This window comes from Burkholderia cenocepacia (genome assembly GCF_014211915.1).
In the GTDB taxonomy this organism is placed as follows: Bacteria; Pseudomonadota; Gammaproteobacteria; order Burkholderiales; family Burkholderiaceae; genus Burkholderia; species Burkholderia orbicola.
Window position 1 is genome coordinate 975,808 of the sequence record NZ_CP060041.1, and the last position, 23,996, is coordinate 999,803.

Below are 23,996 nucleotides of genomic sequence, written 5' to 3' on the forward strand. Positions count from 1 at the left end.
AAGTTACGCGTCCGGTTTGACCGCGACGATGCTGTAGGTCGACACCTTGTTCTTGATCAGCGCGACGGACCAGTTTTCGGCGAGCACGCGCAGTTCTTCCAGCGTGTCCGGCGCACGGTGCGGAAAATGGCGGTCGATGTTGGCCTTGGCATCCATCAGCCAGCGCGCGACGTCGATGTTCGACGGCAGCACGCGCATGTCGCGGATCGCGAACCCGGCGTCGATCAGCACCTGCCTGAAATAATCGGGCGTCTTCCTGTGCTTGCACGCGATCCGGTCGACCTCGTCCGGCGTGTCGGATGCGTATTCGCTCAGGTCGACGTTGTACAGATTGTCCGAGATCACCACCGAGCCGCCGCCGCGCACACGCGCATGCAGCGCACGCATCGCCTTTTCGTACAGCGCGTTCGGGAAGTGCGAGATCACGCCGCGAATGATCACGAGATCGTACGGCGTCGCGGGATCGGGCAGTCGATCGACGTCCTGTGCGTTGCACTGATACAGGTTGATGCGTTCCGCGAGCCCGTGTTGCGCATGAAAGCGGGCGCAGTAGTCGAGCTGTTCGCGACTGACGTTGATACCGTCGAGGCGCATGCAGCCGGGGAAGCGGCCGGCCAGATACTTGAGGATGTAGCCCCAGCCGCAGCCGATGTCGAGAATGCGTTCGACCCGGGCGGGAACGGGGTCGTCGAAGCCGGCGAGATGAAGCTGGCGTTCGAAGTAGCGAATGCCCGATTCATCGAGCGAGATCGGCGGCGTGGAGCGCGGATCGTCGTACACACCGAACTGGAACAACAGGTACTCGCCGATCGCCTTGCGCCAGTCGTCCGGGCTGCCGGCGTAGGTCGTCTGCACTTTCCGCTCGTAATCGCTCACCGTCTCGCCATGCAGCACCCGGATCGGCAGGGCGGGTTCCAGGTGCGGCGCGCGCAGTTCGGCGATCGCCTGTTCGCTGATCTGATTCATCGAAATCCTCGCGTCGTCCATTTCCGTCAAACCGGACAAAACAATGCCCGCCGATCGAGCGGCGGCGCACGTCTTTACGAAACGCCGGCACAAAAATACCCCGGCCGATACCTGTGATCGTGCAATCGAATAAATCGAGGTAATGCTTCGGTCGAAACGTTATGAAGGTGAAAGATCCGTGCGCATTTATAGAATCCCCGGATAAATGGCGGAAAGGGCGCTACGACGCCACATTGCGACACAGGCCCCATATCGTGCCTGGGACGTCTGGCGACGCGAGCTGGCGCTGGCTGGCCGGTTCGGTTCCGTACGCAACGCATATTTTCACGATTCGGGCACAGCGATCGTGAACCGGAAACGAAGTGTTTTTGTTATATGAAAGGCGATTCGATTTTTCAAGAATCTTCCCGTGTGTTTTAAAAACACGGGAAAACAGGTGCGAATAGAAATATTAAAATCGCGCTTGTCAATGGCGGTGGGGATTGTTTCGATTCGATGAATCGAAAAAAGCCGCGACGCGAACGATCGCGCGCGCGGCTATCCGGCCGGACGAGCTCGTGCGGCCGCATGACGTCAAACTCGACTGAAACGCCCGCTCCCGCAGGAGCGGATCGGGCGCGGTGGACCGGCGCCTACGGCTACGGCCGCGCAGCCACCTCGTCGAGGTGCCACAGCAGATCCGCCGGATCGTCGTACACGCGCAGCGCGCCGGCGCGTTCCAGTTCGTCGCTGCCGTACCCGCCCGCCAGCAGCCCGACGCCGAGCGCGCGGCAGCGGGCGGCGGCGAGCATGTCCCAGATGCTGTCGCCGACCACCACCGTATGCTCGATCGGCACGTTCAGCTTCGCGGCCGCGGTCAGGAACAGGTCCGGGTCCGGCTTCGCATATTTCACCTGATCGCGCGTGACGACGACGTTCTTCGCCGGATCGACGCCGAGCGCCTCGAGATTGATCGCCGCCGTTTCCATTCGCCCGCTGGTCGCGATCGCCCAGCGAATGCCGGCATTCGACAGCGCGGCCAGCAGTTCGCGCGCGCCCGGCAGCGGCCGGACCTGCGCGCGCAGCCGCTGGTACGCGGCCGCATGCAGCCGCGCGAGCCGCTCGACGCGCTCGGCGTCGATGTCGCCGGCCGTTTCGCGCAGCAACTGATTCAGGAACAGGCCGCCGCTCATCCCGATCTTGCGATGGATGCGCCACACCGACAGTTCGATGCCTTCGGCGTCGAGCGCTTCCTTCCACGCGAGTACGTGCTGATAGACGCTGTCGACGAGCGTGCCGTCGAGATCGAACAGAAATGACGTTTCAATGCGCATGTAACTCTCCTGGCCCGATGATCGTCGGGCAAATCGTCGGCAAAACCCAATGCGTCACATTATCGGCGCACGGCCGTGTCACCGCCATGTCCCGCGCCGCACGCACCGCGCCCGGCGGCGGCGGGTCGAACACCGCTGGTACAATCGCGCCGATGCGCCGGGCGGGCCGCCCGCGCACGCCCAACCTTCGTCGAATCCCCGTATGGCAACCCCCGACGCCGTCAGTTCCGAACAATCGTGGTGGGGCGTTCTGGCCCTGGCGCTCACCGCCTTCATCTTCAATACCACCGAATTCGTGCCCGTCGCGCTGTTGAGCGCGATCGGCGACAGCCTGCAGATGCAGCCGACCGCCGTCGGCCTGATGCTGACGATCTACGCGTGGGCCGTCGCGGTCGTGTCGCTGCCGCTGACGTTCGTCACGCGCCACGTCGAGCGCCGCAAGCTGTTGAGCGTGGCGCTGCTGGTGTTCATCGGCAGCCATGTCGTGACCGGCGTCGCGTGGAATTTCACGGTGCTGATGATCGGCCGGCTCGGCATCGCGTGTGCGCATGCGGTGTTCTGGTCGATTTCGATCCCGCTCGCGGTGCGGCTTGCGCCGAGCGACCGCAAAAGCCGTGCGCTCAGCCTGATCGCGATGGGCTCGGCGATCGCGATGGTCGCCGGGATTCCGCTCGGACGCGTGATCGGCGAGGCGTTCGGCTGGCGCGTCACGTTCCTGATCATCGCGGGCACGGCGGGCATCGCGCTGCTGTTGCTGCGCGCCACGTTGCCGTTGCTGCCGAGCCAGGGCGCCGGGTCGCTGAGCAGCATCGGCGTGTTCCTGCGCAAGCCGGCGCTGGTCGCGCTGTATGCGATCACCGTGCTGGTCGTGTCCGCGCACTTCACGTCGTACACGTACATCGAACCGTTCGTGCAGAGCATCAACCATGCGAGCAACAGCCGGATCACGTACGTGCTGATCCTGTTCGGCATCGCCGGCCTGCCGGCCGCGGTCTGCTTCAATCGCGTCTATCCGCACCGACCCGACGATTTCCTGCTGGCGTCGATCGTCGCGTTGTCGGGCTGCCTGCTGATCCTGTTCCCGTGCGCGCTGAACATCGTCACGCTGTCCGTGCACACGCTGGTGTGGGGCGGCGCGATCGTCTGTTTCGGGCTGGCGATGCAGGCGTGGGTACTGAAGCTGGCGCCGGACGCCACCGATCTGGCCGTGTCGATCTACTCGGGGCTGTACAACGTCGGCATCGGCGCCGGCGCGCTGCTCGGCAACCATATCGCGGGCGACTTCGGGCTGCCGTGGATCGGCACCTTCGGCGGCGTGGTCGCGATCTTCGCGGCCGGGGTCGCGTGGGCCGCGTTGCGGCTGCACGCGAAACGGGAAGCGGCGCTCGCGGCCCCCACGCCGTGAAGCCGCTGCCCGGCACGCCGCCGGTGCATCACGCGACCGAATAGCCGCCGTCGGCCACCAGCGCGTGCCCCGACACATAGCTGGCATCGTCCGACGCGAGGAACGCGACGACCGTCGCCATCTCGTCGGCGGATGCCCAGCGGCCGGCCGGCGTCGATTCGGCAAAGGCGAGCCGTGCTTCCTCCGACGCCCAGATGCCTCGGTGATGGAACGGCGTATCGATCAGCCCCGGGCACAGCGCGTTGACGCGCACGCCGCGTTTGAACCATTCGATCGAAGCCGTCTTCGTCATCCCGATCACCGCGTGCTTGCTCGCGATATACACCGACGCGTTCTCGAAGCCGATGACGCCGCCCATCGACGCATTGTTGATGATGCTGCCCTTGCCCTGACGCAGCATGATCTCAGCCGCGAACTTCATCGAATTGAACACGCCGCGCACGTTCGGCTCGAACACCCGGTCGTAGCTTTGCGCGTCCTGCTCGAGCATCGGCGCGAACACGCCTTCCGTGCCCGCATTGTTGAACGCGACGTCGAGCCGTCCGTGGGTCGACACCGTGAAATCGAATAGCTTGCGGAGCTCGGCTTCGTTCGCGACATCCGCGGCAAAGGCCGTTGCGTTGCCGCCGGCGGTCGCGATCTCGTCGACCAGTCGATCGAGTTCGGCCTTGCGTCGGGCGCTGACGACGACCTTCGCGCCGCGGCGCGCGAGTTCGATCGCCGACGCGCGGCCGATGCCTGAACTGGCGCCCGTCACGAGGGCGATGCGACCGTCGAGCGGGGCAGAGTGCGTGCTTGCGTTCATGATGCGTTTCTCCGTGAGGGGTGATCCGTTGCGTCGAAGCGACGTCTGATGCGCATTGTGGTCGTTCGACGTCGACAAAAAAATGGAACAATGGCGCATTCAGAATTCCTTTTTGGGGAATTAAAATCGCTTTTTCGCGAGCATCATAAAGGCTTCCCATGCTCAACCGCCTCGACATCCTGAAGATCTTTTCCGCGGCCGCCGCGGCGCCGACGTTTCGCGAGGCGGCCGCGCGGCTCGGCGTGTCGCCGCAGGTCGTCACGCGCGCGGTGCGCGAACTGGAGGAGATGCTCGGCGAAACGCTGTTTCACCGGACGACCCGCAGCATCCGGATCACCGCGTTCGGCCAGTCGTTCGCGCGCGAGGTGCAGGGCGCGCTGGCCGTGGTCGACGGGCTGTTCGGGCCGGCGACCGGCCAGCGCGACGAGCCGGTCGGCGTCGTCCGGATCACCGCGCCGTCGGGCATGGGGCGGCATTACGTGCAGCCGGTCCTCACCGGCCTCATGCAGCGATATCCGGGGCTCGTGCCCGATCTGCGGCTGTCCGACGTGCCGTCGCCGGTGGTCGACGAGCAGATCGACATCGGCGTGCGTGTCGGCGCGATCGGCGACAACCGCTTCGTCGCGCGCATGGTCGGGCCGCTGCCGATGTGGGTGGTGGCCGCGCCGTCGCTGATCCGGCGGCTGGGCGAGCCGAAAAACCGCAAGGCACTCGAAGCGATGCCGGTGACGTGCCTGATCGATCGTGCAAGCGGGCGGCCGTGGCCGTGGATGTTTCGCGGCGAGCAGCAGTTCGTGCCGTCGTCGCCGGCTTACCTGACGGACGACACCGAGGTGGAGATCGAGGCCGTGTGCGCGGGGTGGGAGTCGGCCAGTGTTCGGAATATCTGGTGCGGCCGTACGTCAGGAAGGGGCGCCTCGTGCGGGTGCTGCCGAGCCTCGAGCCCGAGCCGTGGAAGCTGCACGTCTATCGGCCGCGGCGCGGGCCGATGCCGCGTCGTATCCGGGTGGTGTACGACGAACTGGTGGCGAAGCTCGCGGAGGCGACGCGGCGGGAGTAGGGGGCGCCGCACAACGGCAAACGTCGGTCGCGGCAGCATCATGAACCTTTCCGTGCCCGACCCTACGCCGGACGAATTTCAGCTGTTCGGCAACCTCGGGCCCGCCTGAAGGCGCTGCGGCCGATCGTCGATGTGAGGACCGCCGCGAGGCCCGGCATCACGCCACCGATCCGCGCATTTCGCCGCATCGTTCGTTGCGATGCGCTCGTTACGGCATGTTATGCTCCGCGCGAAACCCGTGTTCCGGAATTAGCGGCTCGGCAACGAGCCGCGTTCGAGCGGCACGGCCGTTCGCCCTCGATTGATTGACGCTCATGAACGGTAACTCCACGCTCGATCCAGTGGCGCAACAGGCGATTGACTGGGAAGTGAGGCTGCGCTCCGGCGAGATTTCGCAGGCGGAGCGCGACGCATTCCTCGCATGGCGGCGCGCGGATCCGGCCCACGAAGAAGCGTGGGCGCGACTGCAGCAGCGGCTCGGCAGGCTCGGCCCGTTGCAGGGCACGTCGAGTACGGCGGTGCGGCGGGCGCTCGACGAGCCGTCGCGTCACCGCAGACGATGGCTAAAAGCCGGCGCGGGCCTGGGAGGCCTCGTGCTCGCCGGGATCGGCACGCGCCAGCTCATTTCGACGTTTTCGCTCGACGCGGACTACCACAATGGCGATGTGGTCCCGCAAAGGGTCCAGTTCGACGGCAACGTTTCGGTCACGGCCGGCGCGGCCACACGGGTGTATACCCATGCGCGTGAGCAGGCCGACCTCTATCTGGCCGCCGGTCAGGTTGCAACCGATCCGAATCGAGCGGGCTATCAGCCGGTTGTCGTGACCACCCGCGACGGCATGGTCCGCACCGAGCGGGCGCGCGTGAGCGTCGACGTTCTGCGCCTGCATACCGTCGTGGCCGTGCAAGGCGGCGACGCGGTGCTGGCCGTGCCCCACGGGCGCCGCTTGCGGGTACCCGATGGATCGGCGTGGTCGCTGTCCGGCGGGCAGATCGCCCGCATGCCCGAAACGTCGGCCGACATCTTCTCGTGGACACGCGGCACGCTGGTCGTGCTCGACCGCGCGGTGCCGGACGTGATCGAAACGCTGGGCCGTTACTTCGGCGGCTATATCCGTTTCCCGGAGGCCGCGCTGTCGCGCCGCGTGAGCGGCGTCTTTCCGCTCGACGACGCGCCGGCCGCACTCCGGCAACTGGCCGAAAGCCTCGGGTTTTCCCTGAATCTGTACGGCAACATGCTCGCCGTCGCCACCCCTGCCTGAAACCGCAGGCTTCCGCTCCAGTCCCCCTCCGAATTTTTTTCGATTTGCGGTGTCACTTTTCGCCGCTCGTTGCACAAGGTAATCAAGAGCGCATCGAATCGCTCGACATCAACCCGTGCACTCGAGTGGAGGAAGTGTGTTCGACGCTATCGACAAGTCCATATTGTCCGTGCTGCAGCAGGACAGCACGCTCTCGGTGGCCGAAATCGCCGACCGCGTGAACCTTTCGACCACGCCATGCTGGCGACGCATTCAGAAGCTCGAGCAGGACGGGGTGATCGCGCGTCGCGTGGCGCTTCTGGACGCGAAGAAGCTCAACGTGGGCGTGACCGTGCTGGTGGAAATCAAGACCGCGGAACATACCGCTGCGTGGTTGCGGCGTTTCTGCGACGTGGTGGCGACGATTCCCGAGGTGGTGGAGGTTCATCGCATGAGCGGGCACATCGACTACATGCTCAAGGTCGTGGTGCCGCATATCGACGCGTACGACAGCGTATACAGGCGTCTGATCGGCGCGGTCGACATCTTCGACGTCAGTTCCAGCTTCGCGATGGAGACCATTAAGCAGACCACCGTATTACCGCTCGATTACATGCTGTGACCGCGCGGGCGGAGCAATTTATCGACAGGGACGGAGAAGGACGGAATTTCACCGGCGCGGCGGAAACCGCGGAATGGAATTCCAAAACGGGCGGCGCAAGCGAATTGTTTCAAAAAAACATTCCAGGCCCGGACGATAGACTTGTTTCATCGATGACGCATTCGGGCAGAGGCTGACCGAAGTCCGATTTGAAGCATGACGGTACTTTGCGACACGATGATGACGCGATTACGCGTAGGAATACTGACAGAACGGACGAAGAGCCAATACATTCGACAAGGGAGTGGTTCAAACGTGAAGCTCAACATCAGAACACGCCGGGCGATCTCGAGCCAGGCATCGGGGGTTGCAATCGCGGTCGCCGTTGCACAGGTTTTCATCGCGGCGTCGGCGCATGCACAACAGGCTGCCCAGCAGTCATGGCATCTCGCGAGCGGTCCGCTGGACCGCACGCTGGTCGAAATCGCGCAGACGGCCAACGTGAGGTTGAGCTACGACGCGGGCCTTGTGCAATCGTTGAAATCGTCGCCCGTCGAGGGCAGCTACACCGCCGAGGCCGCGATTCGACAAGCGCTTCGAGGCACCGGCCTCGATCTCGTCGCGACGGGCAGCGGTGGTCTGACCATTCAGAAGGCGGTTGCGAAGCCCGCTGCGGCGGCGCCCGTCGCGGCGTCGGCAGCGGCAGCCTCCGTGGGGCCTGTCGATACCACGCTTCCGCTCATCAGCGTGGCAGCCAGCCGGGACTCCGGCGGCACCGGCTTCGTCGCGGAATCGTCGTCCACCTATGCGCGCTCGGACGTGCCGCTGAGCCAGACGCCGAAATCGGTCAGCGTCATCAACGCGGCGGTGATCCAGAGCCAGGCCGCTCAGTCGCTCTCCGATGTGCTGAGGAATGCTTCCGGTGTCGTCACGCGGCCGGGGCCGCTTGGTGTGCCGAGTTACACGATTCGCGGGTTCTTGGCATCCAACCTGACCTCAGACGGGCTCGCCACGGTGGGCTCGGCGCCCAACGTCACGCCGACGATCGCCATCTCGAGCGTGGAAGTGGTCAAGGGGCCCTCGGCCATCGTGAATGGCAACAGTCCGCCGGGAGGCGTCATCAATCTCGTCAAGAAAACGCCGCAGGCCGAACCGTTTCACGAAATCCAGGTGGGCTACGGCTCCTATGGCAGCGAGCAGATCGCGCTGGACAGCACGGGCGCCATCACCGCCGACAAGAAGCTTCGGTATCGCTTCATCATCTCGGGTGAACGGGTCGGCCAGAATTCGATGGGATATGACGGCGAGAGAAATTTCTACTTTGCCCCGACCCTGGAATGGAAGGATTCGACCACCGACCTGACGGTGGGCTATGAGCGCACGGTCAATCGCGAGCCGGTTCCCCCGTTCACCGTCGGCTATGCCAAGGGCGATATCTATCGAAACTATATCGACAGGCCGCTGGGTACGCCGTCCGATCATTTCGGCGCGCAAACGGACAATATTTTCATTCACCTCGAACAAAAGCTCGGCACGGCGCTGACCTTCGTGAGCAAGGGTTCCTATACGCGGACCCAACAAACGCAGCAAGCCTGGACAACGGCGACGCCGCTCTCGGCGACCAACGGCACGTTGTTCCACAATTTCGATTCGGTCTCGGATTTCTACAGTTGGAGCTTCCAGAATTACCTGCGAGCCAAGTTCGATATCGGCGCTGCGAAAAATACGGTGATTGCGGGCTGGGACGTTCTTCGCTACAGCCAGCATCAGTCTGACACCACGACATCGAAATTCATTTCCATTCCGAATGTCTTCGGCTCATTTACGCTTCCGTCTCCCGACACCGGAAACGTGATGCCGAATAACACTACCTACTTCACTCAAACCGGTTTATATCTACAAGATCAGTTTTCCTACAGGAATTTCCATGCGCTCGCGTCCGTGCGCCGGGATACCTATCTGACACATGCAACCTACGCCGGTAACCCACCAGCGGGAAGCCATCAGAACGCCTATAGCCCGAGCCTCGGCCTGCTCTACGAACTGACGTCCGAGGTTGCCGTCTACGCCAGCTACAACCGTGGCTTCCAGCCGGGCCAGGCGCTTCAATTCGGTGGCGGTGTGCTCCCCCCGCAAATCAGCCAGCAAGTCGAAGTGGGCATGAAGTTCAACCTGCTGGACGACAAGCTGGCCATCACGACCTCGGCTTACCGCACCTCGTTCAGCAATTACAGCGTCAACGATCCGCTCCATCGCGGTTTCTCTATTCCCGTCGGCGGCGCCGTCAGCCGGGGATTCGAAGCGGAGATCAGCGGCCAGCCGCTGCCCGGCGTCAACGTGGTCGGCACCTACACGTACAACGACTTCGTGCAGCCTTCGGCCGCCAAGATCGGGGTAAGCCTGCCCAAGAACAGCGCCAGCCTGTGGACGACCTACAACTTCCAGACCGAAAAGCTCCAGGGTTTCGGGGTCGGCGCGGGGCTGTTCTTCGCGAGCGGGCAGTACATCGGCTCGGGCTCGGCGTACCGCATCCCCAGCCAGGTGGAGACGGATCTCGGCGTGTTCTATCGGAAGAAGGGGTACGGCTTGAATCTTTCGATCAAGAACGTGTTCAACCGCAAGCTCTACTACAGCAGCACGTCGGCCGCCATGATTCCGATGGGTCCGGAGCGGACGGTCATGCTGACCGGAACCTATGACTTCTGATTCCTTGCCCGCACGCCCCTGGGACGACATCGCCGTGCACGAGAACACGTCCCAGGCGCCCCATGCGCGCACCCGCCGCGTCGCGTGTGCCGCGGGTGTACTGCTTGCACACGCGCTCGGGCTGTACGTTGCGGTTCACGAAAGCGCGGTGACGCTCAGGCTCGAAGCCGGGCGTCCGGCGGGCGGCACGGTGCAGGTGCAACTGGTCGCCGCGCCGGCGCCGCGGCCCGCGCCAACCCCGCCTGCGCCGCCCAAGCCGCGGCCCGAGCCACCGAAACCGGTGGCGCCGGCGAAGCCGGAAAAGGCGCACGTGCTGGCGTCGCACGCGCCGAGCCCGCGCACGGTGGAAGCGGCGCCCCAGGAGACGCCGAAACCCGCCGAAACGCGGCAGGTCGCGCCGGTGCCCGCGCCGCATCCCGCACCTGAAGCAGCGCCGGCCCAACCTGTCGCGCCACCCGCGCCGGGGCCGAACCTGCTGGACGCGCCGAAGCAAATCAGCGCGGGCGAGTTGAAGCAGTTGGGATGCCAGATGCCGCGACCCGACTACCCGGCGAAAGCGCGCCGGCTGCAACAGGAAGGCACGGTGGTCGTGCATCTGAGCATCGGCACCGACGGCGCGGTGACGTCCGCGCGCGTGGCGCAGAGCAGCGGCTCGCCGCTGCTCGACGCGGCCGCCGTCGCGGCGATCCGTGCCGGCCGCTGTCACCCGTACGAGACCGCGGGCATCGCGCGCTCGGTCGAAGCTTCCCAACCCATCGCATTCAACCTGAACGACTGAACCCGCACCAATCGGAGCAACACATGGAACAGTATGGCATCGCCAACGTCTGGCAACAGGGTGACTTCGTTACCCGCTTCATCTTCGTTTTCCTGATCGGCATGTCCGTCGTCTCGTGGTTCGTGATACTGACGAAAGGATTCGCCAATCGGCGTCTCGAATCGCTCGGCAAGCGCGCGCAAACGGGTTTCTGGTCCAGTGCGTCGATCAGCGACGGCATCGCGGCGCTGGGCGAGCGCGGCGACAATCCTTATCGTGCGCTGGTGCTTGCCGGGCGCGAAGCGAATGAACAGCATGCGGGCAACGAACCGTCGATGCAGGGCAGCCTGAGCGCGAGCGAATGGGTGGCGCGCGGGCTGCGCAACGCATTCGACGACGAAGTCGCGCGCCTGCAGAATGGCCTGGCCGTGCTGGGCTCGATCGGCAGCACCGCGCCGTTCGTGGGGCTGTTCGGCACCGTCTGGGGCATCTATCACGCACTCATGGCGATCGGCATGTCGGGGCAGGCCAGCCTCGATCACGTTGCCGGCCCGGTGGGCGAGTCGCTCGTGATGACGGCGATCGGGCTGTTCGTCGCCATTCCGGCGGTGCTCGGCTTCAACTACGTGAACCGCGGCAACAAGCGCGTGAGCCATCGGCTGAACCGCTTCGCGCACGAGCTGCACGTGTATTTCGTCACCGGCGCGAAGGCCCGTGCCGACGCCGGCCGGCCGGTCGGCGCACCGGCCGCGACCAAGCGCGCGACGCCCAACCTGGCCGCCTGAAGGAGCCTGCCATGTCAATGATTACCGATGGCGGCGGCGACGAAGGCGTCATGAACGACATCAACATGACGCCGCTGATCGACGTCATGCTGGTGTTGCTGATCATCTTCATCGTGACGCTGCCCGTCATCAACAAGGCGGTGAAGGTCGATCTTCCGCAGGCGGCCGCGCAGCCGGCCGTGTCGAAAACCCAGGACATCGATCTGTCGATCACGGCCGACAAGACGGTGCTGTGGAACAAGCAGCCGGTCGACGAGGAGGCGCTGAAGGCGCGCGTGGCCGAGGCTGCGGCGCAGGGCGAGCCGCCCGCGATCAACATCAACGCGGATCAGCACGTCGAGTACGGCAAGGTCGCGACCATTCTGGCGGCACTCCAGGGCGGTGGTCTCAACAAGATCAACTTCGTGATGCAACCGCCCGAGGCGCACCAATGACGGTGAACGGCGCTTTCCCCGTTGACCGCGCGGAAGACGCGCAAGCGCGCCGCTGCTTTCCGCCGGTGTGGCGCCTGCTGCTGCCGTACTGGCGTACGCGCGAAGGCGTGTTCTCGCTGATGTTGCTGATGCTCGTGATCGGGTCGAGTTGGGCCACGACGTACGTGATGCTGTGGAACAACAACTGGACCGGCATGTTCTACGATGCGATCGGCGCTTCCCGATTTAAGGTGCTGCCGGAGCTGCTCGTGCGTTTCCTGCTCGTGGCGATGGCCGGCGCGGTCGTGCAGATTACCGGGGTGGTGCTGCAGCAAATCGTGCAGATTCGCTGGCGCCGGTGGCTCACGACCTGGCTCGCCGAAAAATGGCTCGCACGCAACAACTATTATCGGATCGAACGCGACCGGGAACTCGAGAACGTCGACCAGCGTATCGCTGAAGACGTGAAGCTGTTCGTCAACGACACGCTGCTGCTGGGTCTCGGGTTTCTTTCGGTACCGGTCAGCGTCGTGTCGTTCAGCGTCGTGCTGTGGCGCATGGGCGGCCCGTTTCAAATGCACGTCGGCGGATCGTCATACGTATTGCACGGTTATCTGGTATTCGCCGCATTTGCCTATACCGCCGTCATTTTTGCGGCGACGCATTATCTGGGCCGCAGGCTCATCACGCTGACGGCCAGACAGCATCGTGTCGAGGGCGATTTTCGCGTGCTCATGGTGGGCGTGCGTGAATTCGCGGAACAGATCGCGTTCTTTCAGGGGCAAACGTCCGAGCATGGGCGTCTGCAGGCATCGTTTCGCTTCGTGGTTTCGAATCTCTACGCGACGCTGTGGGTGAATACGCGCCTCTTATTCTTCACCAATATCGTCGGTCAGGTCAGTTCGGTCATTCCGACCTTGCTGGTGCTGCCGCAACTGATGTCGGGTGGGTTGACGCTCGGCGGGCTGATGAAATCGAACGGCGCATTTCATTCCGTCACGGGAGCGCTGGCATTTTTTCCGCAAGTGTATCCAGGATTTACGTCGTGGCGTGCGGAGGCCAACCGTTTGCGCGAATTCCTTCACGTGAGCGAGCATGAGCCGCGGCACGACATCGCGCTGGACGAAAGCCACACTGGAGCGGTCGCCGCGAGCGGGCTCGTCTTGCGCGACGCGTCCGGTGCCACACTGTCGCGCGTGCCCGACTTCGTGCTCCTGGCCGGCCGGCGGTGCCTCGTGCGAGGTCGATCGGGGTGCGGGAAAAGCACGTTGCTGCGCGCGCTGGCCGGCCTATGGCCCTACGGTGAAGGCACGATCGTGCGTCCGGCAGCCGGCACGTTCTTCTTGCCGCAACGCAGCTATATTCCGCCGGGCACGCTGAAGGCGGCCGTGACCTATCCGCGCGACGCGTCGGCGTACCCGGACAGCGAATGCGAGGCACTCCTGCATGCGTGCGGATTGTCGACCTATGCCTCCCAGCTCCATGTGGAGGACCGCTGGAGCACACGGCTGTCCGGCGGCGAGCAACAGCGCGTGGCATTTGCGCGCGTGCTGCTCGCCAAACCTTCCACGGTGTTCCTCGACGAATGCACGTCCGCACTCGATAGCCAGAGCGAGAAAGAACTTTACGGTCTGCTAATCGAGCGTTTGCCTCAGGCCACGGTCGTCAGCGTCGCGCATCGCAAGGAGCTGCTGGCGTTTCACGACACGACGCTCGATTTTCCCGCACCGGCGGCACCGGAAGCACGACAGGACGCGGCCGACGAAGCGAAGGATTCAAACGCCGGCAGCCGCGCATACGTCGGAACGCAACTGTGCTGAGCGCCACGATCCCAACCGACGCCGTGCATTTGAACACTGTGCGGCGCGCCAACAAACGAAACAGGACAAGGTCGATTCATGAGCAATCTGAAAGCAGTGACGCTGGAAACCATCGAAGCCGACGTGATCAATAACCCGCTGCCCGTACTGGTCGACTTCTGGGCGCCCTGGTGCGGTCCGTGCAAGGCGCTCGCGCCGACGCTGTCGAAATTGAGCGAGCAATTTGAAGGCAACGTGGCGTTCGTGAAGATCGACGTGGACGAGAATGCAGGCGTTCGCGAACGATTCGGCGTTCGCGGTATTCCGACGCTGATCCTGCTGCGTGGCGGCAAGGAGCTCGGCCGCGTGGTCGGTAATCGCTCCGCCACGCAACTGGCCGGCTTCATCGACAACCACCTCGGCTCCGTGACGGCGTTGCCGGCGGCGATCGCCGTTGCACCGAACGCATTCGGCGGCAACGCCACGCTCAAGGCGGAGCGCCTTGGCGCATTGCGAGCGTGGGTGGATCGCAAGCGGGCCGCGCCTTCGGAAGCGATGTGGGACGGCGAAATCGGCAGCGCCATTCAGTTCGTCTGCAACACCGCGGACGTGGACGATTGCGCAAGAACGCTGGGTATTCCGGCCAACGTGCTGGCCGTGGTGGAATCGCTGTCGAGCTATCGCAGTACCCATCTGAATGGGGCGGAGTTCGTCGCGCAGTGGCTTGACGCCGTTGCGGTGGGGGCGAATCTCGCGCGGCTGCCGCGAATGCTGGTCGCGGATCTGCTGTCCGGCGGCGAGATGTCTGAGTTGATCGGCGACGATGCGGCGTTGCTGTCGATTCGCGACCGGCTTGTCGCGCAGCATGGTCCGGCGCGGGCGGCAGGGCCGCTCGACTCGGAACTGGCCGAGATCAAGCAGGCGCTCGCGAAGGCCGACGCTGCGGCAGCCGGCGCCGCACACGCGTTGGCGACACGGCTTCTCGTGTTGGTCGCTCAGCCGCTCGGCGATGCCGCGATCGTCACCGATTTCATATTCGGCCTTGCGGGTGCGCATTGGGAGTTGTTGCGCGCGGCCTGCAACTGGACGCGCGATGACGACCGACGCTTCATGCAGCTCGCGGATGAAACGTCGAAGCGCGCGGTGGAGCGCGGCGAAGAGGCTTCTCAAGGCGACAAGACTCTCGAGCGAATTGGGCTCGTGGATTCCGAACTCATTGCACGGTTTCGGTCTCACTACGGCGAGGGCACGCAGGCCATGAAAGAGGTCGGCACGAGCATCGGCGATCGTTTGATCGCGATCACGCAGCGCTGCGCGTAAGTCATCTGAGAAAAAGCGCGCGTCGAACGTAGATTCCGGATACGCCGGCGTGCGCGCAAAACGATTCCACGAATCCGCGAGATGGTGATTTCTTTCGTAAAAAAATTCCGATCGCGCTCGATAGACTATTTCCAATGTGCTCCTGCTCGACATGACGCGAAAACGTCTCGGCAGACGGGCAGGCGCGTGGGGCACGCGGCAATTCAACACTCGGAGTGGTTTCCATGTATGACGGCGGTACGCAATGGCGCGACGTGAAATCCGATCTGGAGGCGGCGGCCGAATGTGCGCTCGATCTGGCACGACGAGCAGGGGCCGACGGCGCTCGTGTCGAGGTCGATCATGTCGAATCGCGGACGGCAACCGTACGCAACCGGATGCCGACCGAGCGGAGCCTTCGACTGTCTTCATCTGTCTCGCTCGCGGTCTATCGCAATGGCCGACGCGGCGCGACGACCTCGTCCGATTTGTCCCCCGGCGGCCTCGCCGGTGCGGTGGCGGCCGCCATCGACATCGCGTCGGTCACGGACGTCGATGCTGCTGCCGGCCTGGCCCCGGCGGACTTGCTCGCCAGGGACTTCATCGATCTGGACTTGTATCATCCGCTCGATCTGTCGCTCGATGACATGCTCGACGATGCCCGTCGCGCGGAAGAGGCCGCATTTTCCACGAGCCCCGCCATCGTGACGACCAACGGCGCCAGCGTCGGGACTTCCGCGGGGCTGTCGCTGCTCGCGACCAGCGAGGGATTCGGGCACAGCGTGCCGTGGTCCGCGCATTTCGTGTCGTGCATGCCTGTCGCGGCCGGCACTGGCGAGAAACAGCTGGGATTCTGGAGCGACGGCGCGCGCGCTTATGCCGATCTCGACGCACCCGCGCGGATCGGCACGCAAGCCGCAACGCGCGCGCTCGCGCTGCTGGGCGGCACGCAGATTGAAACGCAGCGTTGCCCCGTGTTGTTCGAGCCGATGGCCGCGATGTCGCTGCTCGGCGAGTTCGTCAACGCGGCATCCGGCGATGCGCTTTATCGGGCGGGCTCGTACTTGACTCGCCGTCTCGGCACCCCAGTCTTTGCCGATCACATTCAGTTGTACGAAGATCCATTCGTCTCCAGGGGAATGGCGAGTCGCTGCTTCGACTCCGATGGCGTTGCCGTCTCTCGGCGATCGGTCGTCGACGCGGGCGTGTTGCGCGGCTATTTTCTTGGCTTGTACGCGGCCCGGCGTCTCGGCATGGCGCCGACCGGCAACGGCTGGGGCCCGCACAACCTCGAAGTGCGCAGTGCGAAAACCGCGAACTCGGACGGGATCGACGCGATGCTGGAGAGGCTCGATCGCGGCCTGTTCGTCACCGAGATGGCAGGCGGCGGCGTAAATCGGCTGACCGGCGATTTCTCGCGTGCCGCGAAGGGGTTGTGGGTGGAGAACGGCCAGATCCGTTTTCCGGTCACCGGCATCACGATCGCGTCGAATCTGAATGCGATGTTTTCCGGTCTGCTCGCCGTGGGGGCCGACACCGTGACCAGAGGAAGCTTCCGCACGGGTTCGTGGCTGATCGATGAAATGAGAATCGGCGGCAGCTGACGCGCGCGATGCGCGGCCATCCTTTCCTGTCACATACCGGTACGACACCATGCTGGACACGCACGAAACCCTGACTGACACCCGCGGCCCCTCGCTCCACGACATGCGTCGCGCGGCGTATGCCGGGCTGCTCGACAAATACGGCATCGACGAAACGCATTTGTTCGCCGCGCTGAACAGCGCGCTCGGGCAGTCCGGCGACTTCGCCGACATCTATCTGAAGGAGTCGATCGCCGAATCGTGGTCGCTAGAAGGCGGCGCCGTGCGGGGCGGCGCCTGGCAGTGCGATTCGGGATTCGGCATTCGCGTGCTGAACGGCGAGGAGACGACGTTCGCAAGTTCGCAACGAATCGGGGCGGACGCGTTGCGCACGATCGCGCGGCAGATTCGGTCGGGACCGGAGGTTCTTTCCCGCGTAACGCCTCGCGGCGAACCAGCCGGCTCCGCGGCGGCGCGATCGATCTATCTTCCGAGCGCCTCACTCGGCGCGATCGGCGCGGAGCGGAAACTCGGGCTGCTCAAGCGCGTCGACGAACTGGCGCGTTCGAAGGATCGGCGCGTGGTTGAGGTCAACGCCATGCTCGCCGCGACGCACGAGACGGTGTGGATCGCGCGTTGCGACGGACTCGGCGTCGGCGACGTGCGACCCATGCTGCGACTGGCGATCAACGTTCGGGTCAAATCGGGCGACCGGGTCGAAAGCGCGAGCGGCGGGATCGGCGGCCGCTACGGGCTCGCTTCGTGGTCGGACGACGACCTCCGCGCGCTGGTGTACGACCGCGTCGAAGCCGCGCTGACGAAACTCGATGCACGGCCCGCGCCGGCGGGGACGATGACCGTCGTCGTCGGGCCGGGCTGGAACGGCGTGCTGTTGCACGAAGCCGTGGGCCATGGTCTCGAGGCCGACGGCATACGGCGCAAGACCTCGGTGTTCGCGGGCCGCGTCGGCGAGCAAGTGGCGGCGCGCAACGTCACCATCGTCGACGACGGCACGCTCGAAGGCCGCCGTGGGTCGCTCAATGTCGACGACGAGGGCTGTCCGACGCAACGCACGGTGTTGATCGAGGACGGCGTGTTGCGCGGCTGCATGCAGGATTCGCTCAACGCGCGCCTGATGAACATGCGGCCGACGGGCAATGGCCGCCGCGAGGGCTATGCGGTGTTGCCGATGCCGCGCATGACCAACACGTTCATGCTCAACGGCGATCGCGAGCACGACGAGATCATTGCGTCGGTGAAACGCGGGATATACGTGGCGGGGCTCGAGGGCGGGCAGGTCGACATCACGAGCGGGCAGTTCGTGTTCGAGGCGTCGGAAGCATTCCTGATCGAAAACGGCAAGCTCTGCACACCCGTGAAAGGCGCGACGATCACCGGCAACGGGCTGGAAACGATCCAGAAAATCAGCATGGTCGGCAACAACCTCGAACTCGACACGGGCCGCGCCGTGTGCGGCAAGGCCGGCCAGTCGGTGCCGGTGAGCGTGGGGCAGCCTACCGTTCGGGTGGACGACATGACGGTGGGCGGCACGGCATGACGAATGCGTGCGGACGGATGGCGAACCGAAGATGAGAGGGTGGACGCAGCGCCTCGACCAGTCGAGGGTCCGGTCGCGGGCGGACAAGACGGAACTTCTGCCTTTACCGAAGGCCATTCGCGACGCGCTTTCGCTGGAGTATCACCTTCAGCTCGAAGCGCTGCGCGCCGGGGCCGGTTCGCTGACCGCGCTGCGCATCCTGTTGCGCGTGGCGATGGCCGCCGCGATGCTGCGCGAGCTCGGCTACGGCGGGCAACGCCTGCATGCGTGCGACGAATACGAGCGCATCGCCGGCGATGCCTATGAATCGGGAGAGGAAGGCCGCTACGGATTCGATCCGGCCGCCTTTTGCGCGTTCGCGGCGCTCGTGACGGATCACGACGCGCAACTCGAGACGGCGCCCGTCCGGGTGATCGACATCGTCGCACGGCAACTGGAGCGACCCGGCGCGGCGCAGTGAAAGCGGCACGTTCGCGACCACGAACGGCAGGGAAGAAGGTCAGCCGGCAGCCGAGCGCCGACGCGGGTGCCGCCGGCTCATGTCATCAGATAGCACTGCGTCAAGGCATGCGCGATATATTTGCGCACCATGCTCACCGACACGCCGAGCCGCTCGGCGATCTCAGCGTGCGTGAGGCCGTCGATCTGACTCAGCACGAAAGCGCTTTTCGCGTTGGGGGACAGGCCGTTCAACGCCTGATCCACGAGCAAGAGCGCCTGTGTCACTTCCGCCATGCTTTCCGCCGATGGGGTGACGGCTTCTTCCCGATGGGCGAGCGTTTCCAGGTACGCGCGTTCCAGGTCGCGGCGGCGCCACATTTCATAGGTGAGGCGCTGGGCGATGACCGTGAGAAAGGCGCGTGCATCGCGCACCGCTGTCAGGTCCTGCATACCGGCAAGTTCCGCGAACGACGACGACGCGAGATCCTCCGCATCGGCAGGCGAGCCGACGCGCCTTTGCAGTTTCGACTTCAGCCATGCATAGCTCGCGCGGAATTCACTCGTCAGCCATGCCGCGCGCGAGCGCGTGCGTTCGTCGTCGACATCGCATCTCGTGGGGGAGCCACTGATCGGTGAACTGTAATTCATATGAAACGGATTCCTGGACCTGCGGCGTCAAGGCACGCAAGCGTGCATGAAAACAGCACATGAAGAAGCGCACATTATTTGCGCCGCCACGCCTCTGGAAGTGACAACGCCTCTGCGCAGCGCCCAGGCTTGAGTATGCCATTACAAAAACCACCCGAGTCAAAGTGGTTTGAAACCAACGCAATATTTTGCGCCGTCGTTTCGCCGTCGAAGGACCATGCCGTCGTCGCTCGATAAGTCTGACGAATACGCGAACGATACGGACACCGCATCATCGGGGAACCAAGGAATCGTCGAATCGTCATAAGGTCACGTTCGGAACGCGAGCGGCGAATTCGCGGCATCCCGAGTGCGACGTGACGATCGCCGTCGAGCTTCGGCGACGTAGAGTCCGACCGCGGACGCCTCGTGATCCTTGCTCGCGACAGGCGTCGAGTGCGGTCGGCGTGTCGGACGTTCCGTTATTGACAACGGCGCGTATCGACACGCGAATGAAGGACCGCGATTACACGAGACTAGGGGAGTGAGCCAAACATCTATTGGCTTTCAGGGGCAGCGCCAGCCCGTTGTCAGCATGAACAGGCTCCATGCGCCAATTGCCGCGCGACCTGCTTCACTCCGCATCGTCAATGCGGCCCGTCGTGCCTGATCCCAGCCGCATCGAGCTGCCGAAGTTTCGCGTACAGCGTCGTGCGCGAAATGCCGAGCTGCCGTGCGGCCGCCGACACGTTGCCGTCGTGCTCGTCGAGCGCGCGGCGGATCGCGTCGAGCGACTGTTCGTGCAGGCTCGCCTGCGGGCCGGCGGCCGACGCGACGTTGCACACGTCGGCAGCGTCTTCGAGCACATCGGCGTGCCGCGCCCTGGTCGCGCGATCGAGCGGCGCACGCACGGTGCGCACCCATACGTGGCTACCATCGTCGCGCGCGATCCGCTGCGGCGTACGTGCCGGTGTCAGCAACCGGCGCTGCTGCGCGGGCGTCGCGCCCGGAAACAGTTGCCGGAGATCGACCGGCGCCACCGGCCCGGCGGGCGCGAGATCGAGCATCTGGCGGGCCAGGCGGCTCACCGCGCGCACGCGGCCCGCTTCGTCGAGCGCGATGACGCCGGCGAGCGGCGTGCCGAGCCAGCGCGGATCGAATTGCACCTGCAGCAGATGGCAGTCGCGCAGCATTGCATAGAGCCGCTGTTCGGCGGACAGCGATGCGTGCCGGAATGACTCGCGCAGCTGCGCGATATTACGCCGGCCGACGCCGGTGATATCGAGCGCGCCGATCACTTCGCCGTCGAAGCCCACCAGCGGCACCGCGAGACAGAACACCCGTGACAACTCGTCGAGATAGTGCTGCGCGCCCGCGACGACGGTTTCGGCGCCGTCGTGAATCACGCAGCTCGGCGCGGTCGTGCCGATGTTCGGTTCGACGATCCGGCGCCCGGCGACGATCGGCGTGAGCAGCGCGTCGTCGCATTGCGGGCTGCGGCGCGCATGGACGATCGTGCCGTGCGGATTGACGCACATGATCGTCCATTCGCTGCCGCCGAATGCGGCCCACAGCGGCTCGATCTCCTGCGCGACGCAGCGGGTGAGCCGCCGGTCCGCGCGCGATTCGGCGGGTTCGCGCTGCATTTCATAGCGGGCGGTTTGCCAGGGCCGCAGCCCGGCGTCGCGCGAACGCAGCCACGAACGCGCGACGCTGGCCGGCAACGCCGTTTCCGGCAGCGGCTCGCCCGCGGCGAAGCGGGCGCGGAGCCGGTCGAGGTCGACCGGCCGTGAAAGGGATTCAGGGGCCGTGTTCACGCTGCGCTCCATTTGAAGTCGAGGTCCGGGCCAGGCGTGGCGGCCTGGCGTGTCGCGCGAATGCGTAATATAGCCCGGTGCCCGAAGGCGGGTATTTTCCCGGGAAGGGGCGCCGCCGTGTGCGTCGGCGTGCGGCCGGCGGCGCCTGTTGCGTTCAATGCGGCAAACGCAGGATCGGCTTGAGCGTGATCCCCTTGCTGCTGTCTTCCGCCGCCTGGTTGATCTGGTCGAGCGGATAGAACTTTACCAGCCGGTCGAACGGAAACCGCCCTTGCAGATGCAGTTGCACGAGTTGCGGAATGAACGTCTGCGGCACGCTGTCGCCTTCGACGATGCCGCGGATCGTGTGGCCGCCGAGCAGCAGGCTGTTCACGTCGAATTCGGCCCGGGTGCCGAGCTTCGGCGCGCCGACCACGCCCATCGTGCCGCGCGAGCCGAGCGCGTCGATCCCTTGCGACAACACCGCCGGCAGCCCGGTCGATTCGAGCGCGAAGTCGACGCCGCCGCCGGTGATCTCCCGGATCGCGTCGACCACGTCGACCTCCCGGCTGTTGAGCGCGTGCGTCGCGCCGAGTTCCAGCGCCAGCGCGAGCCGCGACGGTACGATGTCGACCGCGATGATCGTCGTTGCGCCGGCGATGCGCGCGGCCATCACCGCGCTCATCCCGACCGCGCCCGCGCCAAAGCTCGCGAAGCTGCTGCCGGTGCGCACCGCGAGCGAATTGATGACGGCGCCCGCACCGGTCTGGATCCCGCAGCCGAGCGGGCCGAGCAGTTCGAGCGGCGCTTCCTTCGGCACCTTGATCGCGTTGTTCTCGCGGGCGAGCGCGTAGCTCGCGAACGACGACTGCGCGAAGAAATGATCGTGCAGCGGCTGGCCGGATTCGTCGCGAAGCGCGGTCTGCCCGTCCGCGTCGGCGCCGCCGAAGTTCAGCGCGAAAAACTGCCGGCAATACGCGCCGTGACCGCCGACGCACGACGTGCAGTGACCGCACGCGCCGTAGGTCAGCACGACGTGGTCGCCCGCGGCGAGCGTCTTCACGTTCGGGCCGACCGCCTCGACCACGCCGGCGCCCTCGTGACCGAGCACGGCCGGCAGCGGCACCGGATAGTACTGGTCGCGCACGATCAGGTCGGTATGGCACAAGCCGGTCGCGACGACGCGCACCAGCACTTCGTCGCCGCGCGGCGCGCGGATGCGGGCCGCTTCGATCGAGAAGGGCGCGCCGGCGGCGCGCGCGACGGCCGCGGTGACGGCGCGTGTGTCGTGTTCGGTGTACATGGTCGGTCTCCTCGTCAAATCGGATACGGCGGCGCTTCGCCCTTGATCGTCAGCCACTGCCACTGCGTGAATTCCTCCCAGTTTGCCGCACCGCCGATGCTCGAGCCATTACCCGATGCGCCGACACCGCCGAACGGGTTGATCACTTCGTCGTTGACCGTCTGGTCGTTGATGTGCAGCAGCCCCGTGTTCAGGCGCTCGCCGATTCGCAGCGCGCGGCCGACGTCGGCGGACAGGATCGCCATCGACAGCCCGTATTCGGTCCGGTTCGCGAGCGCGATCGCGTCCTCGTCGGTATCGAACGGCACGACGATCGCGACCGGCCCGAAAATTTCCTCGTCGAACGCCGGATTGCCCGGCGCGACGCCGCTCAGCACGGTCGGCTCGAAGAACAGGCCGCGATGGCCGCCGCCCGTCTCGACGCGTGCGCCCGCGCGGCGGGCCGCGTCGACCAGGTTCGCCGCATGGTCGCGTTGCGCGGCGTTGATCAGTGGGCCGAGACCGACGTCGCCGCCGGCCGGGTCGCCGACGCGCAGGCTGCGCGCCTTCTCGACGAGCTTCGCGACGAAGCGGTCGTGAATCGCGCGCTGCACGAGCACGCGGCCGGTCGCCATGCAGATCTGGCCTTGATGCAGATACGCACCCCATGCGGTGTTCGCGACCGCGCGGTCGAGGTCGGCATCGTCGAGCACGATCAGCGAATTCTTGCCGCCGAGTTCGAGCGATACCTTCTTCAGGTGGCGGCCGGCGGCTTCGCCCACCTTGCGTCCGGCCGCGGTGGAGCCGGTGAACTGGATCATCGCGACGTGCGGATCGGCGACCAGCGCCGCGCCGGCTGCGCCGTCGCCGGGCAGCACGTGCAGCACGCCTTCGGGCAGGCCGGCGAGCTCGAACACGCGGGCGATCGCGATGCCGCCGCACACGGCGGTGCGCGGATCGGGCTTCAGCACGACCGCGTTGCCGAGCGCGAGCGCGGGTGCCACCGCGCGTATCGCGAGGTACAGCGGGAAATTGAACGGCGAGATCACGCCGACCACGCCGCGCGGGCGGCGGCGCGCGAGCGACAGCCGGCCGGCCGCTGATGGCAGCACTTCGCCGGCCGCGCGAGATGGCAGCCCGGCCGCTTCGTGCAGCGCCTTGATCGTGACGGACGTTTCGAATGCAGCCTTCGCGCGCGTCGAGCCGCTTTCGCGCACGAGCCAGTCGACGATCGCATCGGCGTGCGTTTCGGCGACGGCTGCGGCGCGGCGCAGGACGGCTGCGCGGTCGTCGTAGGGCAGGGCGAACCAGGCGGGCTGGGCGCGGTGCGCGGTCGCTGATGCTTCGGCGATGGCCGAGCTGTCGGCAAGACCGATGCGGCCGAGCGTGTTGCCGGTCGCCGGCTCGATCACGTCGGCCGCATGCGGGCTCGCATGCCAGCGGCCGGTGAAGGTCTTGCCGCGCCAGATGTCGGTGTCGAACAGTGCGGGGGTGTTGCTATCCATGTGCGCTCCTGGGGATTTCGGATCGGCCGGATCGTTGCGTGAGCGACGATCGGC

Annotated in this window: 19 protein-coding genes and 1 pseudogene; 13 read left to right on the forward strand and 7 right to left on the reverse strand. The window is 65.4% G+C overall.

What is annotated here, in order from left to right; translation table 11 throughout:
• Positions 1-3 precede the first annotated feature (3 nt).
• Both SY91_RS33585 and SY91_RS33590 read right to left on the reverse strand, forming a co-directional pair.
• A complete protein-coding gene (locus SY91_RS33585; protein ID WP_011545525.1) occupies positions 4-966 on the reverse strand; it encodes an SAM-dependent methyltransferase in 963 nt (320 codons plus the stop codon).
• 638 nt (positions 967-1,604) lie between these two features.
• Positions 1,605-2,279, reverse strand: a complete 675-nt coding sequence (locus tag SY91_RS33590) for an HAD family hydrolase (RefSeq protein ID WP_011545523.1) — start codon at positions 2,277-2,279, stop codon at positions 1,605-1,607.
• Between the two features lie 202 nt (positions 2,280-2,481).
• Here SY91_RS33590 and SY91_RS33595 point away from each other — a divergent pair, with 202 nt between their 5' ends.
• The gene (locus tag SY91_RS33595; RefSeq protein WP_023476633.1) at positions 2,482-3,684 is read left to right on the forward strand and encodes a sugar transporter; all 1,203 of its coding nucleotides are present in this window, start codon (positions 2,482-2,484) and stop codon (positions 3,682-3,684) included.
• A gap of 28 nt (positions 3,685-3,712) precedes the next feature.
• Here SY91_RS33595 and SY91_RS33600 read toward each other — a convergent pair whose 3' ends face one another.
• Positions 3,713-4,489 carry an SDR family NAD(P)-dependent oxidoreductase gene (locus SY91_RS33600; protein WP_043887752.1) on the reverse strand — a complete coding sequence of 259 codons (777 nt, stop codon included), beginning with the start codon at positions 4,487-4,489 and terminating at the stop codon, positions 3,713-3,715.
• A 158-nt stretch (positions 4,490-4,647) separates the two neighbouring features.
• Between SY91_RS33600 and SY91_RS33605 the strand changes: the two are divergent.
• The 12 genes and pseudogenes from SY91_RS33605 (at position 4,648) to SY91_RS33660 (ending at position 18,751) form a co-directional block, all read left to right on the forward strand.
• Positions 4,648-5,549, forward strand: a pseudogene (locus tag SY91_RS33605) (LysR substrate-binding domain-containing protein).
• A gap of 314 nt (positions 5,550-5,863) precedes the next feature.
• A complete protein-coding gene (locus SY91_RS33610) occupies positions 5,864-6,811 on the forward strand; it encodes a DUF4880 domain-containing protein (RefSeq protein ID WP_043887754.1) in 948 nt (315 codons plus the stop codon).
• Positions 6,812-6,947: 136 nt separating this feature from the next.
• Positions 6,948-7,412 (forward strand): Lrp/AsnC family transcriptional regulator, encoded by a 465-nt coding sequence (locus SY91_RS33615; RefSeq protein WP_012336653.1) that lies wholly within the window; start codon positions 6,948-6,950, stop codon positions 7,410-7,412.
• A 294-nt stretch (positions 7,413-7,706) separates the two neighbouring features.
• A complete protein-coding gene (locus SY91_RS33620; RefSeq protein WP_023476637.1) occupies positions 7,707-10,097 on the forward strand; it encodes a TonB-dependent siderophore receptor in 2,391 nt (796 codons plus the stop codon).
• On the forward strand, positions 10,087-10,875 hold the full coding sequence (locus tag SY91_RS33625) for an energy transducer TonB (RefSeq protein WP_043887757.1): 789 nt from the start codon (positions 10,087-10,089) through the stop codon (positions 10,873-10,875). Before SY91_RS33620 ends, SY91_RS33625 begins: the two co-directional genes overlap by 11 nt.
• A gap of 23 nt (positions 10,876-10,898) precedes the next feature.
• The gene (locus SY91_RS33630) at positions 10,899-11,639 is read left to right on the forward strand and encodes a MotA/TolQ/ExbB proton channel family protein (RefSeq protein ID WP_012336656.1); all 741 of its coding nucleotides are present in this window, start codon (positions 10,899-10,901) and stop codon (positions 11,637-11,639) included.
• A gap of 11 nt (positions 11,640-11,650) precedes the next feature.
• Positions 11,651-12,073, forward strand: a complete 423-nt coding sequence (locus SY91_RS33635) for an ExbD/TolR family protein (protein WP_023476639.1) — start codon at positions 11,651-11,653, stop codon at positions 12,071-12,073.
• A 119-nt stretch (positions 12,074-12,192) separates the two neighbouring features.
• Positions 12,193-13,872 (forward strand): ABC transporter ATP-binding protein/permease, encoded by a 1,680-nt coding sequence (locus SY91_RS33640; protein ID WP_249209421.1) that lies wholly within the window; start codon positions 12,193-12,195, stop codon positions 13,870-13,872.
• Positions 13,873-13,950: 78 nt separating this feature from the next.
• Positions 13,951-15,171, forward strand: coding sequence for a thioredoxin (gene trxA, locus SY91_RS33645; protein ID WP_023476642.1), 1,221 nt, complete (start codon positions 13,951-13,953; stop codon positions 15,169-15,171).
• A gap of 224 nt (positions 15,172-15,395) precedes the next feature.
• On the forward strand, positions 15,396-16,754 hold the full coding sequence (locus SY91_RS33650) for a metallopeptidase TldD-related protein (RefSeq protein WP_023476643.1): 1,359 nt from the start codon (positions 15,396-15,398) through the stop codon (positions 16,752-16,754).
• Positions 16,755-16,803: 49 nt separating this feature from the next.
• On the forward strand, positions 16,804-18,291 hold the full coding sequence (tldD, locus tag SY91_RS33655; RefSeq protein WP_105798014.1) for a metalloprotease TldD: 1,488 nt from the start codon (positions 16,804-16,806) through the stop codon (positions 18,289-18,291).
• Between the two features lie 31 nt (positions 18,292-18,322).
• Complete coding sequence (locus SY91_RS33660; RefSeq protein ID WP_023476645.1) at positions 18,323-18,751, forward strand: hypothetical protein; 429 nt, start codon at positions 18,323-18,325, stop codon at positions 18,749-18,751.
• A gap of 77 nt (positions 18,752-18,828) precedes the next feature.
• Here the strand turns inward: SY91_RS33660 and SY91_RS33665 are convergent, their stop codons facing one another.
• The 4 genes from SY91_RS33665 to SY91_RS33680 form a co-directional block, all read right to left on the reverse strand.
• Positions 18,829-19,380: a sigma-70 family RNA polymerase sigma factor gene (locus SY91_RS33665; RefSeq protein ID WP_023476646.1), complete on the reverse strand. Its 552-nt coding sequence runs from the start codon at positions 19,378-19,380 to the stop codon at positions 18,829-18,831.
• 626 nt (positions 19,381-20,006) lie between these two features.
• The gene (locus SY91_RS33670; RefSeq protein WP_234621898.1) at positions 20,007-21,176 is read right to left on the reverse strand and encodes a helix-turn-helix domain-containing protein; all 1,170 of its coding nucleotides are present in this window, start codon (positions 21,174-21,176) and stop codon (positions 20,007-20,009) included.
• Positions 21,177-21,330: 154 nt separating this feature from the next.
• Positions 21,331-22,458, reverse strand: a complete 1,128-nt coding sequence (locus SY91_RS33675) for an NAD(P)-dependent alcohol dehydrogenase (RefSeq protein ID WP_023476648.1) — start codon at positions 22,456-22,458, stop codon at positions 21,331-21,333.
• A gap of 14 nt (positions 22,459-22,472) precedes the next feature.
• Positions 22,473-23,942 (reverse strand): benzaldehyde dehydrogenase, encoded by a 1,470-nt coding sequence (locus SY91_RS33680; protein ID WP_023476649.1) that lies wholly within the window; start codon positions 23,940-23,942, stop codon positions 22,473-22,475.
• Positions 23,943-23,996: the final 54 nt, after the last annotated feature.